The 15170-nt window shown below is 71.8% G+C and carries 15 protein-coding genes; 4 read left to right on the forward strand and 11 right to left on the reverse strand.

All coding sequences use genetic code 11. The features are described from left to right. A complete protein-coding gene (glpX, locus tag BJ982_RS12035; RefSeq protein ID WP_184879569.1) occupies nt 1-1035 on the reverse strand; it encodes a class II fructose-bisphosphatase in 1035 nt (344 codons plus the stop codon). A 144-nt stretch (nt 1036-1179) separates the two neighbouring features. Between glpX and BJ982_RS12040 the strand changes: the two genes are divergently transcribed. Next, complete coding sequence (locus BJ982_RS12040; RefSeq protein WP_184879572.1) at nt 1180-1776, forward strand: TetR/AcrR family transcriptional regulator; 597 nt, start codon at nt 1180-1182, stop codon at nt 1774-1776. Nucleotides 1777-1846: 70 nt separating this feature from the next. After that, nucleotides 1847-2416 carry a DUF4245 domain-containing protein gene (locus BJ982_RS12045; RefSeq protein ID WP_184879575.1) on the forward strand — a complete coding sequence of 190 codons (570 nt, stop codon included), beginning with the start codon at nt 1847-1849 and terminating at the stop codon, nt 2414-2416. Between the two features lie 63 nt (nt 2417-2479). Here the strand turns inward: BJ982_RS12045 and BJ982_RS12050 are convergent, their stop codons facing one another. Genes BJ982_RS12050 through BJ982_RS12060 form a run of 3 tightly spaced genes read right to left on the reverse strand, consistent with a single transcriptional unit; the run spans nt 2480 to nt 5141 of the window. After that, nucleotides 2480-2719 (reverse strand): exodeoxyribonuclease VII small subunit, encoded by a 240-nt coding sequence (locus BJ982_RS12050; RefSeq protein WP_184879578.1) that lies wholly within the window; start codon nt 2717-2719, stop codon nt 2480-2482. A gap of 48 nt (nt 2720-2767) precedes the next feature. Beyond that, nucleotides 2768-3979 (reverse strand): exodeoxyribonuclease VII large subunit, encoded by a 1212-nt coding sequence (gene xseA, locus BJ982_RS12055; protein ID WP_184879581.1) that lies wholly within the window; start codon nt 3977-3979, stop codon nt 2768-2770. 25 nt (nt 3980-4004) lie between these two features. Continuing rightward, nucleotides 4005-5141, reverse strand: coding sequence for a hypothetical protein (locus tag BJ982_RS12060; protein WP_184879583.1), 1137 nt, complete (start codon nt 5139-5141; stop codon nt 4005-4007). 200 nt (nt 5142-5341) lie between these two features. Here BJ982_RS12060 and BJ982_RS12065 point away from each other — a divergent pair, with 200 nt between their 5' ends. After that, on the forward strand, nt 5342-6313 hold the full coding sequence (locus BJ982_RS12065; protein ID WP_184879586.1) for a 4-hydroxy-3-methylbut-2-enyl diphosphate reductase: 972 nt from the start codon (nt 5342-5344) through the stop codon (nt 6311-6313). 160 nt (nt 6314-6473) lie between these two features. On the opposite strand, the gene BJ982_RS12070 is transcribed toward BJ982_RS12065, so the two are convergent. The 3 genes from BJ982_RS12070 to rmuC are packed head-to-tail and all read right to left on the reverse strand — an operon-like array spanning nt 6474 to nt 9149. Next, a complete protein-coding gene (locus tag BJ982_RS12070; protein ID WP_203959178.1) occupies nt 6474-7022 on the reverse strand; it encodes a nucleoside/nucleotide kinase family protein in 549 nt (182 codons plus the stop codon). Between the two features lie 11 nt (nt 7023-7033). Further along, the gene (locus tag BJ982_RS12075; protein WP_239123086.1) at nt 7034-7576 is read right to left on the reverse strand and encodes a DUF6542 domain-containing protein; all 543 of its coding nucleotides are present in this window, start codon (nt 7574-7576) and stop codon (nt 7034-7036) included. Between the two features lie 49 nt (nt 7577-7625). Then, a complete protein-coding gene (gene rmuC, locus BJ982_RS12080; protein ID WP_184879589.1) occupies nt 7626-9149 on the reverse strand; it encodes a DNA recombination protein RmuC in 1524 nt (507 codons plus the stop codon). 72 nt (nt 9150-9221) lie between these two features. Here rmuC and ychF point away from each other — a divergent pair, with 72 nt between their 5' ends. Further along, the gene (gene ychF, locus BJ982_RS12085; protein ID WP_184879592.1) at nt 9222-10298 is read left to right on the forward strand and encodes a redox-regulated ATPase YchF; all 1077 of its coding nucleotides are present in this window, start codon (nt 9222-9224) and stop codon (nt 10296-10298) included. A 305-nt stretch (nt 10299-10603) separates the two neighbouring features. Here the strand turns inward: ychF and BJ982_RS12090 are convergent, their stop codons facing one another. From BJ982_RS12090 to BJ982_RS12105, 4 genes are all read right to left on the reverse strand, one after another. Further along, the gene (locus tag BJ982_RS12090) at nt 10604-11074 is read right to left on the reverse strand and encodes a hypothetical protein (protein ID WP_184879595.1); all 471 of its coding nucleotides are present in this window, start codon (nt 11072-11074) and stop codon (nt 10604-10606) included. Nucleotides 11075-11220: 146 nt separating this feature from the next. Further along, nucleotides 11221-13452 carry a catalase/peroxidase HPI gene (gene katG, locus BJ982_RS12095; RefSeq protein ID WP_184879598.1) on the reverse strand — a complete coding sequence of 744 codons (2232 nt, stop codon included), beginning with the start codon at nt 13450-13452 and terminating at the stop codon, nt 11221-11223. Between the two features lie 29 nt (nt 13453-13481). Further along, on the reverse strand, nt 13482-13922 hold the full coding sequence (locus BJ982_RS12100) for a Fur family transcriptional regulator (RefSeq protein ID WP_184879600.1): 441 nt from the start codon (nt 13920-13922) through the stop codon (nt 13482-13484). Between the two features lie 123 nt (nt 13923-14045). Continuing rightward, nucleotides 14046-15017 (reverse strand): NAD(P)-dependent alcohol dehydrogenase, encoded by a 972-nt coding sequence (locus BJ982_RS12105; RefSeq protein WP_203959190.1) that lies wholly within the window; start codon nt 15015-15017, stop codon nt 14046-14048. Nucleotides 15018-15170 lie beyond the last annotated feature (153 nt).

Here is a 15170-nt window from a genome sequence, read left to right on the forward strand (position 1 = left end):
TCAGCCGGCCGTGTCGAAGTTGATGGCGCTGTAGGCGCGCAGCTTCCAGAGCTGGTGCTCGCTCTCGACCTTGCGGACCGTTCCCGAGCGCCCGCGCATCACCAGCGAGTGGGTGACCGCGACGCCGGAGCGGTAGCGGACCCCGGCCATCAGCTCGCCGTCGGTGATGCCCGAGGCGGCGAAGAAGACGTCCTCGGAGGCCACCAGGTCGTCGGTGGTGAGCACGCGGTCGAGGTCGTGCCCGGCGTCCAGCGCCCGCCTGCGCTCCTCGTCGTCCCTCGGCCACAGCTTGCCCTGGATGACCCCGCCCAGGCACTTCAGCGCGCAGGCCGCGATGATGCCCTCGGGCGTGCCGCCGATGCCCATCATCAGGTCGATGCCGGTGTCCCGGCGCGCCGCCATGATGGCCCCGGCCACGTCGCCGTCGGTGATGAACTTGATCCGTGCGCCGGTGTCGCGGATCTCCTTCACCAGGCGCTCGTGGCGCGGCCGGTCGAGCAGCACGACCATGACGTCGGACGGCGAGCAGTCCTTGGCGCGGGCGACCGCGTGGATGTTGGCCGACACCGAGGCGTTGATGTCCACCGCGTCCGCGGCCTCCGGGCCGGTGACGAGCTTGTCCATGTAGAAGACCGCGGACGGGTCGTACATGGAGCCGCGCGCGCTGACGGCGATCACCGAGATGGCGTTGGGCATGCCGAGCGCGGTCAGCCGGGTTCCGTCGATCGGGTCCACGGCGACGTCGCACTCGGCGCCGCTGCCGTCGCCGACGCGCTCGCCGTTGTAGAGCATGGGCGCGTTGTCCTTCTCGCCCTCGCCGATCACCACATAGCCGTCCATGGACACCGTGTTGATCAACTGGCGCATGGCGTTGACGGCCGCGCCGTCGGCGCCGTTCTTGTCCCCGCGGCCCACCCAGCGCGCCGCCGCCATCGCCGCCGCCTCCGTGACGCGGACGAGCTCCATCGCCAGGTTGCGGTCGGGAGCGCGCTCGCCGGTGGCCAAGGCGGGAGGTACGGACGTCTGTTCAGACATGGTGACAAACCCCTCTGATGCATGCCAAAGGCGACCAAGACGCCCTGTAGCAGACCTACCAGGTTGGCCGCTTTCTAATCCAGGCGACGGCAACGATGCTAGTTGTCTCACTTCCGCGGCCGACGGGGGGATACTGTCGCCTCCATGAGCAGTGACACGGAACGACCGGTGGCGGTGCGCACCTCGGAACGCGGCGCCGCCACGCGCGGCGCCCTCCTGGACGCCGCCAGGGAGATTTTCGTCACACGCGGCTTCGCCGACGCCGGCGTCACCGACGTCGTTTCCCGCGCGGGCGCCAGCGTGGGCTCGCTCTACCACCACTTCTCCGGCAAGGCGGACCTGTACCTCACCCTCTTCGAGGAGTTCCAGACCCGCCAGACCCAGCGCACCCGGCAGGCCGTCCAGGCGGCCCGCGCCGACGGCGAGTCCGACCCGATGCGGCTGTTCATCGCCGGCGCGCGCGCCTACCTCGAAGGATGCTTCGAGGAGCGTGAGCTCGCGGCCCTGTTCCTGCGCGGGGACGGCCCTCCCGGCTTCGAGGTCATCATGCGCGACCGCATGCGCCAGTGGGCCCGCCGCAACGCCGCCCTCTTCGAGGACGACGAGGGCGCGCTGGTGGTCGTGGTGACGGGCGCCCTGGCCGCGGCCGTCTCCGAGGTCGCCCTGTCGCAGGACGTCACGGCCTCGCGCAGGCTGGCCGAGAACGTCCTGGAGATCATCAGCCGCATCCACCGCCCGTAGGTCCCCCGGCCGCCGCCCATGGGCGACGCGCGTCCCGGACCACCGCCCCCGGCCGGTAATCTGGCTGGTCGTGCGGCAATTCACACAAGGCTTCTACGGGTACGTGTTCGCCATGCTGGTGTGCCTGGCGATCGTCGGCGTGTTCCTGCTGATCACGCCGCAGAGCCGCACCGAGCACATCCCGAAGGTCGACTACTCGATCACGCTGAGCAACCTGCGGCGCGACGCCCCCTACGAGGTGCGCGCCCCCGAGCCCGTCCCGGCGGGCTGGACGCCGAACAGCTCCGAGGTCGACAAGAACGCCCACGTCACCTGGCGGCTCGGCTTCGCGACGGCCAAGAAGTCGCACGCCATGCTCGCCCAGAGCGACGAGCCCGCCGCGCAGTTCGCCGACCGCATCGCCAACAGCGACAAGGTGGTCGGCAGCCGCCAGATCAACGGGCTCACCTGGCAGGAGCGCTACCGCGAGGACAAGAAGCAGCGCACGCTCGTCAGCCTGCAGCCGGGCGTCACGCTCGTCGTCACCGGGCTGGCCAGCTGGGACGAGCTGTCCCAGCTCGCCGCTTCGCTGAAGGCCCAGCCCAAGACCGCCGTCACACCAGCGCCGACGGAGGCCGCTCCGTCCCCGATCCCGTCCTGACCGGAACCCGCCGCAGTGGCGTTCCGGCAGGAACGTCCCTGACCGGGGTTCACCGGCGGACGATCAGAAGGGGGCCTCCTCGGGCCCGTCGGCTCCCTCCTCGCGGCGGGCCATCGCGGCCGCGAGCCGCACACGCGCCCCCTGGAGCCACTCCTCGCAGATCGCGGCGAGCCGCTCGCCGCGCTCCCACAGCTCGATCGACTGCTCCAGCGTGAGACCGCCGGCCTCCAGGCGGCGCACGACCTCGGTCAGCTCCTCGCGGGCCCGCTCGTACGACGGCGTCTCCGCTTTCTGCTCAGCCACGCTCCCACCCTACGGGCAGCGCGGGCCCGGAGACGGCGTCGCAGCGCCTCACGGGGCCGGCTTGGACACCGTGACGCCCACCCTGCCGTCCGGGAAGCGGACGCTGAGCTCCTCGCCGCCGCTCACGTCCGCCGCCCGCCGCACGACCTCGCCCGACGGGAACTGCACGATCGCGTAGCCGCGTTCCAGGGTGGCGGCGGGGGACAGGGCGACCAGCCGGGCCCGCAGGTGCTCCAGCGAGTCCCCCGCCCGTTCCAGCGACGAGGCCAGGCAGCGGCGCGCCCGGTCGCGCAGGGCGTCCACCTGCTCGGCCCTGCGCTCGACCTCGCGCACCGGGTCGGCCAGCGACGGCCGCGAGCGCACCGCCGCCAGCCACGACGCCTCACGGTCCAGCCCGCCCGTCACCACGCGCCGTCCCCGGTCGCGGAGCTGCCGCACGAGGGCGAGCTGCTCCCCGACGTCCGGGACGACCTTCTTGGCCGCGTCCGTCGGCGTGGAGGCCCGCAGGTCGGCCACCAAATCCAGCAGGGGGCTGTCCTGTTCGTGCCCGATGGCGCTGACGACGGGCGTACGGCAGGCCGCCACCGCGCGGACCAGCGACTCGTCGGAGAACGGCAGAAGGTCCTCCAGCGACCCGCCGCCCCGGGCGATGATGATCACATCGATGTCGCGGTCGGCGTCCAGCCGGTGCAGGGCGTCGGTCACCTCGGCCACCGCGTACGGCCCCTGGACCGCGACCGCATCCACCTTGAACCGCACCGCCGGCCAGCGCCGCCGGGAGTTCTCCAGCACGTCGCGCTCGGCCGCCGACTCGCGTCCGCAGATCAGGCCGATCGTGCCGGGCAGGAACGGCAGGCGCCGCTTGCGGTCGGCGTTGGCCAGGCCCTCGGCCACGATGATCTGCCGCAGCCGCTCCAGCCTGGCCAGGAGCTCGCCGATGCCCACCGGGCGGATCTCCAGCGCGGTGAAGGCGAACGAGCCCCTGTTGACCCAGAAGTCCGGCTTGACCAGCACGACGACGCGGGCGCCGTCCACGGGCCGGGGGACGGCGGCCTCGTACACGCCGCGCGGGCAGGTGACCCGGGCCGAGACGTTCGCCACGGGGTCGCGCAGCGTCAGGAAAACCGTGCCGCCCCGGGAGGACAGGTCGGTGATCTGCCCCTCGGCCCAGACGGTGCCGAGCTTGCCGATCCACTGCGCCACCATCTGCAACACCGAGCGGATCGGCAGCGGCTGCTCCGGTGAAGTCTTCGCGGCCATGCGGGCAGCCTACAAACGATCCCGCCTACTCACCGGCTTCCAGCTTGGCCAGGCGCTTGGCGTACATCTGGACGATGTCGTCCCTGGCGGACGTCGTCCGCTCGTACTCCAGCAGCTCGCGGATCTGGTCGGCCGACTTGCCCCGCAGCCGCGCGCGCAGCGACGCCATGGTCAGCGTGGAGTAGCCGGGCAGCGGCTCGGCCAGCGTCGGCGTGGTGCCCGCCGGGGAGGTGACCTCCTCGGCCGCCTGCTCCGCGGCGGGCTTGGCCGCCTCGGCCAGCTTGCCCGTCTCGGCCTTCGGCTCGCGCGCGCCCGGCTTGGGCGCTTCCACCTGCGCGGCCTTCGCCTCGGCGACGATCTCGTTCTCGGCGGCGGCCTGGGTGTCCGGAGTGGTCTCGGCCTTGGCGGTCCTGCGCGTGGTGGACCTGGTCGCGGCCGGCCTGGCGGTGGGCTTCGTGGCGGGCTTGGCGGTGGCGGCCCGGGGCTTACGGGTCCGCGTGGCGGGCTTGGGCTGCGCCGCGTCGGCCTCCGCCGGCGTCTCCGCGGGTGCGGCGGCCTGTGCCTGCGGCTTCACGGCCTCCTCGGCCACGTCCTCGACGGCGGGCTCAGGAGTGGGCTCCTTCGCGGGCTCCGTCACGGGCTTGGCGACGGCCTCGACGGGCGCCGTGGCCGCGGGCTCGGCGGCCGGAGCGGGAGCGGCTTCGGCGGCCGGTGCCGGGGCTTCGGCGGCGGGCCTCATCGAAGGCGCGGGCGGGACGGACGGCGCCGCGGCCGGCGCGGGCCTCGGCGAGGACCCGTTGGCGCCCTCCGGCGCCGGCGCCGGGCGCGGGGCGAAGATGACCGGCTCGCGCCGGGCGGGCTTCTCCGGCGCGGCCTCCTCGGCCTCCTCCCGCACGCCGACGGCGGCGGCCCACTCCTCCGTGGCGGCGGTGCCGGCAGAGCTGGTCTCGGAGGTCTTCTTCTCCTCTTCCTCCGAGGTCAGCAGCCTCTTGATGCCAGAACGGACGCGGTCGCCGAACATCAGCGCCTGCCCCACTCCGGTGAGTGCGGTCTGCAGCACGTTCAGAGGAAGGTCCTTGGCCTTCTCCTTGAGCTCGCCGGGGTGGGAGACGGTTTGTCGGACGTTCTTGGCCATGGTGCGGACGATGTCGCTCAGTGACATGCCGGCTCCTTGGAGATTTGATAAATGGACGGCCAGTCTGTCCTGAACTGAGCCGATTGAGCGCGAGAGGTGATCGGACGGGGTGATCGGACACTGCCGTCGCACACTCCCTCAAGCATAGGAAATCAGATAAACGTCGCGTGCCCCCGTAACTCCCGCCCATGGACCCTCACGAATCGACGAGCACATAGCATGAGCACATGACTTCGGAGACGTCTGAGACCCGTCGTGTCCTGGTGGCCAAGCCGCGCGGTTACTGCGCGGGGGTCGACCGCGCCGTCCAGACCGTCGAGAAGGCCCTGGAGCTTTACGGCGCCCCCATCTACGTCCGCAAGCAGATCGTCCACAACACCCACGTGGTCCAGACCCTGGAGAAGCGTGGCGCGATCTTCGTCGACGAGACCGAGGAGGTCCCCGAGGGCGCGATCGTCGTCTTCTCCGCCCACGGCGTGGCCCCGGCCGTCCACGAGCAGGCGGCCCGCCTGTCGCTCAAGACCATCGACGCCACGTGCCCGCTGGTCACCAAGGTCCACAACGAGGCCAAGCGCTTCGCCGCCAACGACTACGACATCCTCCTGATCGGCCACGAGGGCCATGAGGAGGTCGAGGGCACGGCGGGCGAGGCCCCCACGCACATCCAGCTCGTCGACGGCCTCGGCGGCGTCTCCGGCGTCCAGGTGCGCGATCCCGAGCGCGTCGTCTGGCTCTCCCAGACCACGCTCTCCGTGGACGAGACCACCGAGACCGTCTCCCGGCTCCGCGAGCGCTTCCCCAACCTGATCGACCCGCCGAGCGACGACATCTGCTACGCCACGCAGAACCGCCAGACGGCCGTCAAAGAGATCGCCCGCGAGGCGCAGCTCGTCATCGTCGTCGGCTCGACCAACTCCTCGAACTCCAAGCGGCTGGTCGAGGTCGCCAAGGACGCCGGGGCCGACGCCTCCTACCTGGTGGACGACGCGTCCTTCGTCCGCGACGAGTGGCTGGACGGCGTCACCACGGTCGGCGTGACCAGCGGGGCCTCCGTCCCCGAGGAACTGGTCGAAGGCGTCCTCGCCCGCCTGGCGTCCCGCGGCTTCGCCGACGTCCACGAGGTCGAGTCCGTCCCGGAGAGCGTCCGCTTCGCCCTCCCGCACGAACTCCGCCGCGACCTCCGCGCCACCACGTCCTGACCCGCCCACCACCGTCTGGAGTCGGCCGGCCGCTTCACCGCCGCGCCGGTCGACGCGCGCGGCCTTCTCACCGCCACACTTTCCCCGCGGCCGCGCGCTTTCCTGCCGGGTCGCAGGACGTCGGCTCCCCTCGTGTTCTCCCACGCGTGGAGTCGTCGGCTCAGCCGGTGTCCAGGGTCACGTTCGCGCGCTCCGCAACGCGGTCGGCGGTGAAGTACTCCGTCTCCTGACGGGCCCACCGCTCCCAGTGCGGCCGGTACGCCTCGCCGTCCTCCGGGCGGCCGAGGGCGCGGCGCCTGCGCACGGGCGGCGGCGCGTCCAGCCAGATCAGCGACGACAGGTACGGCCCCGCGGCCAGCGACCCCGCTCCGGCGCCCTCGACCACCACCACCTCGGACGGCGGCAGCGCGCGCCACCCGGCGTACGCGCCGAGCGTCCAGTCGTAGCACCGCCAGCGCGGGGCCTCCCCGTCCGCCAGGGGGCGCAGCACCCATTCCACGAGCCGCTCCGCGCCCGCCCGGAGTCCTTCCCAGCCCGGATAGAAGTCCTCCATGTGGACGAGCCCGGCGTCCAGCTCCGCGGCAAGCGCGCGGCCCAGCGTGGTCTTCCCGGACCCGGACGGCCCCTCGACCGCCACCACCCGCGCCCGCTCGGCCCGCAACCGTACGGCCAGCACACGCGCCGTGTCGGCGGAAGGATCACCGGGCATGGCCGAGGACGTCAGTCCTGCCCCTGCTCCCGGGCGGAGCCGTACACGCGCGGCTCGAAGTACCCCTCGGGCTCCGGCGCGTACACCGGCGCCTCGGGACCGGACCGGCGGCCCCGCGCCCCGGCGGCCGACGCCGCGGCGCGGTTCGCCCGCAGCTCGGCCCGCAGCTCGCTCACGCTCTCGGTCAGCCCCCGGAACCAGGCCACCCCCAGCACCAGCGCCGACCCCGCGAACAGCCACGGCGCCCCGGCGGAAAGATCGGTGAAGAGGCCGACGCCGAGCGCCTGGACCAGCGACGGCGCCCCCAACGCGCCGACCACGGCGCCGACCAGCGTGGCGACGAAGAACACCAGCGGCGGGGTGACCACCAGCGACAGCAGCTCGCGCGGCTGCACCAGCAGCACCCCGGCCAGGCAGGCCACGCAGAAGACCAGTCCCACGATCGTCGAGGACGCCGCGGCCTGGGCGAGGAGCGTGCACACGAAGACGAGCGCGATCGCGCCCCGGGCGGTCAGCCGGAGTCCCGGTCGTCGCGCGCGTTCCTGTGTCACCACTGTCGCCCCTCCCGGCCTGGTCGGCGGCATCACGGCCGGCGGGTCGGCCCTACGACGAGTCTCGCGCCAACTTACCGTTCACGCGAAGCCCCTGGAACGGGCTTGCCGTCTCTTCACCGGCGGCTTGCGGGTACTCTGCCTCCCCGCCACCGTCCCCAAGCTCCCCGTAGCCGTCCCGCCCGCCTTCCGAACCCGGCATCGGCCCACTGCCGGAATCCGGCATCGGCCCATCCTCGGAATCCGGCACGGGGCCGCCACCGGAGGACGGATCGTCGTCCGACGCGGGCCCACCATCGGAGGTCGGATCGCCGTCCGTGGCCGACTCGCCGTCCAGTTCCGGCATCGAGGGCGGCCTCGGCATCTCCTCGACCGGCTCGGGCGCGGGGAGCGGGCCGTCCACCACGCCCAGGTCGTTGAGCTTGCGCGCGCTCACCAGCACCCGCCCCTCCAGCGACCCGACGCTCTTGTTGTACGCGATCACGGCCCGGCTCAGCGCCTTGCCCACCGCGTCCACGTTGCGCCCGAGCACCCCCAGCCGCTCGTACAGCTCCTTGCCCAGGTCGAACACGGCGCGGGCGTTCTCGCTCAGCGCCTGCTGCTGCCAGGCGTACTGCGCCGTCCTCAGCATGGTGATCAGCGTGGTCGGGGTGGCGATGTGGACGCGCCTGCTCATGGCGTGCTCCAGCAGCCCGGGGTCGCGTTCCAGCGCGGGCGACAGGAACGCCTCACCAGGGACGAACAGCACCACGAACTCCGGCGCGGGGCTGAACGCCTGCCAGTACGCCTTGGCCGCCAGCCGGTCGACGTGGTCGCGCAGGTGCCGGGCGTGGGCGTCCAGCCGCGCGTCCTGCATCTCGCTCTCGCCCGCCTCCGCGGCCTCCAGATAGGCCGCCAGCGACACCTTGGAGTCCACGACGATGTTCTTGCCGCCCGCCAGTCGCACGACCATGTCGGGCCGTACGACGCCGTCCGCGGTCGAGGCGCTCGCCTGCTCGTCGAAATCGCAGAACCGGGACATCCCGGCGATCTCCGCGACCCTGCGGAGCTGGAGCTCCCCCCACCGTCCCCGCGCCTCCGGACGCCGCAGCGCCCGCACCAGCGCCGTCGTCTGCGCCTTGAGCTGTTCGGAGCTCTGCCGCACGAACTCCATCTGCTTGCCCAGCTCGGCCCGCGCGACGCGGTGCCCGGTCTCGCTCTCGCGCAGCTGCTCCTGCACCTTGGCCAGGGTCTCGCGCAGCGGCGCCACCAGGTTCTCGACGGCCTGCCTGCGCTGCTCCAGGTCTCCCGCCGCGTCGGCGCGCGAGGCGGCGAAACGGCTCTCGGCCAGTTCCAGGAAGCGCAGATTGTTGACGTCCAGGGCGCGGTTCGACAGCGCCTGGAAGCGCTGGGTCATCTGCTCCTCGACGTAGGCCACCTTCTCTTCGGCGGCCACCGCCCGGGCCTCGGCCAGCGCGACCCTCGCCTCGGCCTCGCGCTGGGCCGCACCCGCGCGCGCCCGGCCGAGCGCGAGGCCGATGACCAGCCCGGCGGCGAGTCCCACGGCCAGTTGGAAGGCGAGTGCCATCACGTCCATCTCCCGCATGATTCCAGTCCGCGCCTCAGCCCGTGTCCGGTGTGGAGCCGGAGCACCGTAAACTCGGCGAACGTGAGCCTGAGCATCGGCATCGTCGGCCTGCCCAATGTCGGCAAGTCCACGCTTTTCAACGCGCTGACCAAGAGCGGCAACGCGCTCGCGGCGAACTACCCCTTCGCCACGATCGAACCCAACGTGGGCATCGTCGGCGTGCCCGACGCCCGGCTGCCCAAGCTGGCCGAGCTGTACGGCTCCGCGCGCGTGATCCCGGCCAAGGTCGAGTTCGTCGACATCGCCGGCCTGGTCAAGGGCGCGTCCGAGGGCCAGGGGCGCGGCAACCAGTTCCTCGCCAACATCCGCGAGACCGACGCCATCTGCCAGGTCATCCGCGTCTTCGGCGACCCCGACGTCACGCACGTCGACGGCGACATCTCGCCGCAGCGCGACATCGAGACGATCAACACCGAGCTGATCCTGGCCGACCTGCAGACCCTGGAGAAGGCCCTGCCGCGCCTCACCAAGGAGGCCAAGACCAACAAGGACCGCAAGGGCCTGCTGGAGGCCGCCGAGGCCGCGTCCAAGATCCTCGACGGCGGCACCACGCTGTACGCCTCCGGCCTCGACCTCGCCGACCTGCGCGAGCTGCACCTGCTCACGGCCAAGCCGTTCCTGTACGTGTTCAACCTCGACGCCGACGAGCTCGTCGACGAGGACCTGCGCGCCCGCCTGTCGGCCCTGGTCGCCCCGGCCGAGGCCGTCTTCCTGGACGCCAAGATCGAGTCCGAGCTGGTGGAGCTGCCCGACGAGGAGGCCCTTGAGCTGCTGCAGTCGGTCGGGCAGCAGGAGTCCGGCCTGAGCCAGCTCGCCCGCGTCGGCTTCGACACCCTCGGCCTGCAGACCTACCTCACGGCCGGCCCCAAGGAGACCCGCGCCTGGACCATCCGCAAGGGCGCCACCGCCCCCGAGGCCGCCGGCGTCATCCACACCGACTTCCAGCGCGGCTTCATCAAGGCCGAGGTCATCTCCTTCGAAGAACTCCTGGCCGCCGGCTCGATGACCGCCGCCCGCTCCGCCGGCAAAGCCCGCATCGAAGGCAAGGACTACGTGATGCGCGACGGCGACGTCGTAGAGTTCCGCTTCAACGTCTGACCCCCGGAGGAGGCGGCCCTCCTCGGTGACGGCCTCGGCGCGGAGCCCTGGACAGGTTGGTCCCGGACGGGCTTCAGCCGCCCAGGACGGCGACCTCGACCATGGTGAGTGCGCCGGGCGTCTCGTCGACCGCGCCGACGCAATGGATCATTTATCCGTGTCTTTCGGGTGACGGGGCGATGCATAGATCAACTACACGATCGGTGCCGGTTCGTCGACGACCGTGGCCGCGTCGCCGGTGGCGAAGCGGACGTCCCACTCATCGTCGGGCGGGGGGACCGTGACGCGATCTCCGCGCTTGGGGCTCACGCAGAGACCTCGACCGGACCGAAGTCTCCGCTCGTAGGCTTGCGCGCCGCCGCGTACTCCGATGGGTTCGCCTTGACGCGAGCCGTCGCGCGCCAGCCCACGATCACTTCTTCGGCTCTGTCGTCCAGGTCCAGTTCCGCGGCGTCGGACAGTGCCTCTACCAGTTCGAACGTGAAGTCTCGCACTTCGTCCGTGGCGAGGTGGCGGACCCAAGGGAAGACCTCGGGCATCGCGATGGCCAGCGTCCTGGCCGTCGGGTCGTGTTTGAGGAGGGCGAGGAACAGGCGGGACGCCGTCGCGAGGGTCCGGTCTCGCTGGTCCTCGCGGTCCGCGGCGGTCAGATAGAAGTCGGGCGCGTCCCGATGGGTGACACGTACACGCCCGAGACGTGTCGCACGTTCGGCGACCGCCCGCGGGTTCCTCGACAGGTCGGAGAACGTCACCGTCTCCGCGTGGCTCGCGCTCATATCTTCATCATAGTCAGAACGTATTCTGATCCACGTCTTGGCTGCCGGAGAAGGGCGTCCGTGACCGGCCTCGGAGCGACGGGATCGGGACGGGGCTACGGACGTCCAGGCCGGTCCGTGTGGGGCCGGCCTGGACGTCGGGGTCGTCAGTCGAGGTCGAAGCGGTCGAGGTTCATGACCTTGGTCCAGGCGGCGATGAAGTCGGTGACGAACTTCTGGTTCGCGTCGTCGCTGGCGTAGACCTCGGCCACGGCGCGGAGTTCGGAGTTCGCGCCGAAGAGCAGGTCGACGCGGGTGCCGGTCCACTTGACCTCGCCGGTGGCGGCGTCGCGGACCTCGTAGACGTTCGCGTCGCCGGACGTCGCCTTCCACGTCGTGCCCAGGTCGAGCAGGTTGACGAAGAAGTCGTTGGTCAGCACGCCGGGGGTGGCGGTGAGGACGCCGTGGGACGTCTGCCGGTGGTTCGCGCCGAGGACGCGGAGGCCGCCGACGAGGACCGTCATCTGCGGGGCGCTGAGGGTCAGCAGGTTGGCCCGGTCGATCAGCAGGTACTCCGCCGGGAGCCGGTTGGCCTTCCCGAGGTAGTTGCGGAAACCGTCGGACGTGGGCTCCATCGCGGCGAACGACTCGACGTCGGTCTCCTCCTGGGAGGCGTCCGTGCGGCCCGGCGTGAAGGGCACCACGGCGTCGACGCCGGCGTCCTTGGCGGCCTTCTCGACGGCGGCGCCGCCGGCGAGCACGATGAGGTCCGCGAGCGAGATCCGCTTGCCGCCGGTCTGGGCGGCGTTGAAGGACTCCTGGATCCCTTCCAGGGTGCGCAGCACGATCGCGAGCTGGTCGGGGTCGTTGACCTCCCACCCGTTCTGCGGCTCCAGGCGGACGCGCCCGCCGTTGGCGCCGCCCCGCTTGTCGCCGCCGCGGAAGGACGCGGCGGACGCCCACGCGGTGGACACGAGCTGCGACACCGTCAGGCCGGAGGCGAGGACCTGCTCCTTGAGGCGCGCGACGTCCGCGGCGTCGACGAGCTCGTGCGTGACCGCCGGGACGGGGTCCTGCCAGAGCAGCACCTCGGACGGGACCTCGGGGCCGAGGTAGCGCGCGACCGGGCCCATGTCGCGGTGGGTCAGCTTGTACCAAGCCCGGGCGAACGCGTCCGCGAACTCGTCGGGGTCGGCGAGGAAGCGCCGCGAGATCGGCTCGTAGATCGGGTCGAACCGGAGCGAGAGGTCGGTCGTGAGCATCGTCGGGGCGTGGCTCTTGGACGCGTCGTGGGGGTCGGGGACGGTGCCCGTCCCGGCGCCGTCCTTCGGCCGCCACTGGTTCGCGCCGGCGGGGCTCTTGAACAGCTCCCACTCGTAGCCGAAGAGGATCTCGAAGAAGCTGTTGTCCCAGGTGATCGGCGTGTTCGTCCAGATGCCCTCAAGGCCGCTGGTGATGGCGTCGCCGCCCTTGCCGGTGCCGAAGGAGTTCTGCCAGCCGAGGCCCTGCTGCTCGATGGGGGCGGCCTCGGGGGCGGGGCCGACGTTGTCCGCGGGGCCCGCGCCGTGGGTCTTGCCGAAGGTGTGACCGCCCGCGATCAGGGCGACCGTCTCCTCGTCGTTCATCGCCATCCGGCGGAAGGTCTCACGGATGTCGCGGGCCGCGGCGAGCGGGTCGGGGTTGCCGTTCGGGCCCTCGGGGTTGACGTAGATGAGGCCCATCTGGACCGCGCCGAGGGGGCTCTCCAGCTGGCGGTCGCCGGTGTAGCGCTCGTCGCCGAGCCAGGTGGTCTCGGGACCCCAGTAGACGTCCTCCTCGGCCTCCCAGGCGTCCACGCGGCCGCCGGCGTAGCCGAAGGTCTTGAAGCCCATCGACTCCAGGGCGACGTTGCCGGCCAGGATCAGCAGGTCGGCCCACGAGAGGCTCTTGCCGTACTTCTTCTTGACGGGCCACAGCAGGCGGCGGGCCTTGTCCAGGTTCCCGTTGTCCGGCCAGCTGTTGAGGGGGGCGAAGCGCTGCTGGCCGCTCCCGGCGCCGCCACGGCCGTCGCTGATCCGGTAGGTGCCCGCGCTGTGCCATGCCATCCGGATGATGAACGGGCCGTAGTGGCCGAAGTCGGCCGGCCACCAGTCCTGCGAGGTCGTGAGCACCTCGGCGATGTCCCGCTTCACGGCCGGGAGGTCAAGGGTCTTGAACGCGGCGGCGTAGTCGAAGTCCTCACCGAGGGGGTTGGCCACGGCGGGGTTCTTGGCCAGGATCTTCAGGTTGAGCCGCTCCGGCCACCACTGGTGGTTTCCGCCGCCCTGCGTCGGGTGCGGGGCGCGCGTGTGCGCGACCGGACAGCCTCCTTCACCTTCCGTCTTCGCGTCTACGACGATCGCGTCATTGTTCTCGGACATGGAAATCCTTCCGGACAAAATTGCGGTGCTCAGGAACTGGGGGTGGTGGTGGAACAGGCGGGACACAGGCCCCAGTAGATGACCTCGGCCTCGTCGATCGCGAAGCCGTGGTCGTCCGACGCGGTCAGGCAAGGGGCATGCCCGACCGCGCAGTCGACGTCGGCGACGAGTCCGCACGTCCGGCAGACGATGTGGTGGTGGTTGTCCCCGACCCGTCCCTCGAAGAGGGCGGGGCTGCCGGGCGGTTCGATGCGGCGGACGAGCCCGGCCGTGGTGAGCGCCTGGAGGGCCTCGTACACGGCCTGGAGCGAGATGTGGCCCACGCGTTGGCGCACCCCTGTGGCGAGCGCCTCGACGCCGAGGTGGTCGCCCTCCCGTACGGTCTCGAGCAGCGCGACGCGGGCGGCCGTGACTCGCAGGCCCACCCCGCGCAGCTCGTCGGCCGTGGTCGGATTCTTGGGTGCGCTCATGGCGCCAAACCTATCGCGCTAAACACGAACTATCCAAGAGAACGAATAGTTCAAGTTCGTACCGCGTCAGGTCGCGTTCCCCCTGGTGCGGCCCGCCCCAAGGGCGCGGGCGGGGTCGCCGGGTCAGATGACCCGGATGATGTGCTTGCCGCGGGTGCCGCCGGATTCGAAGGCGCGGTGCGCCGCGGCGATCTCGGACAAGGGGCGGATCGTGTCGACGACCGGGCGGATCGCGCCGGACTCGACGAGGCGGGTGAGGTCGGCCAGCAACTCGTGGCGCGGGTCGCCGCTGAAGAACCGGACGCGGCGCGACCCGTGCGCGGCGGAGGCGACGATGTACGCGATCGAGGCGGCGATGCGCTCGGGGTCGAAGGAGATCGTGACCATGCGTCCCCCCGGGGCGAGCAGGCGCCGGAACTCGCGCAGCCGCGTGCCCGCCGTGTCGAGCACGACGTCGAACCGGCCGAGATCTGACGGGCCGGTGGTGGCGTAGTCGTACACCTCGTCGGCGCCGAGGTCGCGCACGAAAGCGAGGTTGCGTGCCCCGGCGAGCGCGGTGACCCGGGCGCCGTAGGCCCGGCCGAGCTGGACGGCGAGGCTGCCGACGCCGCCGCTCCCGCCGCGGACGAGAAGCCGCTCGCCCGCGCGCAGCCGGGCCTTGTCGCGCAGCGCGGTGATCGCCGTCGTGCCCACGGGGAGGGCCGCGGCCCGGACGAGGTCGAGCCCGGCCGGTGTGGGGGCCAGCCGGTCCAGGGAGACGGCCACGAACTCGGCGGCGCTGCCGAACCTCCTCGGCAGGACCCCCCACACCGGGTCACCCGGCTCGACGTCGGGCACGGGGCCGCGCGGCGCGCGGGCGGGACCCAGGGCGGCGATCTCCCCGGTGAAGTCGATCCCGACCCGCTTGGGGAAGCCGCGGCTCATGAGGGCGGTGACCGGTCGCAACCTGCCCGTCCGGCCAAGGAGCTCGCCGCCGTTGACGCTGACGGCGTGCACGCGTACCAGCGCCTCGCCGGGGCCGGGCTCCGGCTTCGGCGCCCTGCCCTCGTAGAGCACCTCAGGGGGGCCGTACCTGTCGAAGAGCGCCGCGCGCATGTCGGTCATGGTGTGCCTCATCCGTTGTGGCCGGCCCGCGCCGGCCGTTGGTGTGCCCGTGCCGGGGAACGGCCGGGGGATGGGCCGTCGTAAGTGGACGACCCCATCCACTTGTTCGCACGCTAACACGCTAAACGGATGACCCCGTCCACT

Origin of the sequence: Sphaerisporangium siamense, assembly GCF_014205275.1 — a bacterium.
In the GTDB taxonomy this organism is placed as follows: domain Bacteria; phylum Actinomycetota; class Actinomycetes; order Streptosporangiales; family Streptosporangiaceae; genus Sphaerisporangium; species Sphaerisporangium siamense.

Excerpts from the sequence above, each read along its gene's own strand:
- glpX (WP_184879569.1), bottom strand. The coding sequence starts at position 1,035 with ATGTCTGAACAGACGTCCGTACCTCCCGCCTTGGCCACCGGCGAGCGC.
- BJ982_RS12040 (WP_184879572.1), top strand. The coding sequence starts at position 1,180 with ATGAGCAGTGACACGGAACGACCGGTGGCGGTGCGCACCTCGGAACGC.
- xseA (WP_184879581.1), bottom strand. The coding sequence starts at position 3,979 with ATGGCCGCGAAGACTTCACCGGAGCAGCCGCTGCCGATCCGCTCGGTG.
- BJ982_RS12060 (WP_184879583.1), bottom strand. The coding sequence starts at position 5,141 with ATGTCACTGAGCGACATCGTCCGCACCATGGCCAAGAACGTCCGACAA.
- BJ982_RS12065 (WP_184879586.1), top strand. The coding sequence starts at position 5,342 with ATGACTTCGGAGACGTCTGAGACCCGTCGTGTCCTGGTGGCCAAGCCG.
- BJ982_RS12070 (WP_203959178.1), bottom strand. The coding sequence starts at position 7,022 with ATGCCCGGTGATCCTTCCGCCGACACGGCGCGTGTGCTGGCCGTACGG.
- rmuC (WP_184879589.1), bottom strand. The coding sequence starts at position 9,149 with ATGGACGTGATGGCACTCGCCTTCCAACTGGCCGTGGGACTCGCCGCC.
- BJ982_RS12090 (WP_184879595.1), bottom strand. The coding sequence starts at position 11,074 with ATGAGCGCGAGCCACGCGGAGACGGTGACGTTCTCCGACCTGTCGAGG.
- katG (WP_184879598.1), bottom strand. The coding sequence starts at position 13,452 with ATGTCCGAGAACAATGACGCGATCGTCGTAGACGCGAAGACGGAAGGT.
- BJ982_RS12100 (WP_184879600.1), bottom strand. The coding sequence starts at position 13,922 with ATGAGCGCACCCAAGAATCCGACCACGGCCGACGAGCTGCGCGGGGTG.
- BJ982_RS12105 (WP_203959190.1), bottom strand. The coding sequence starts at position 15,017 with ATGCGCGCGGCGCTCTTCGACAGGTACGGCCCCCCTGAGGTGCTCTAC.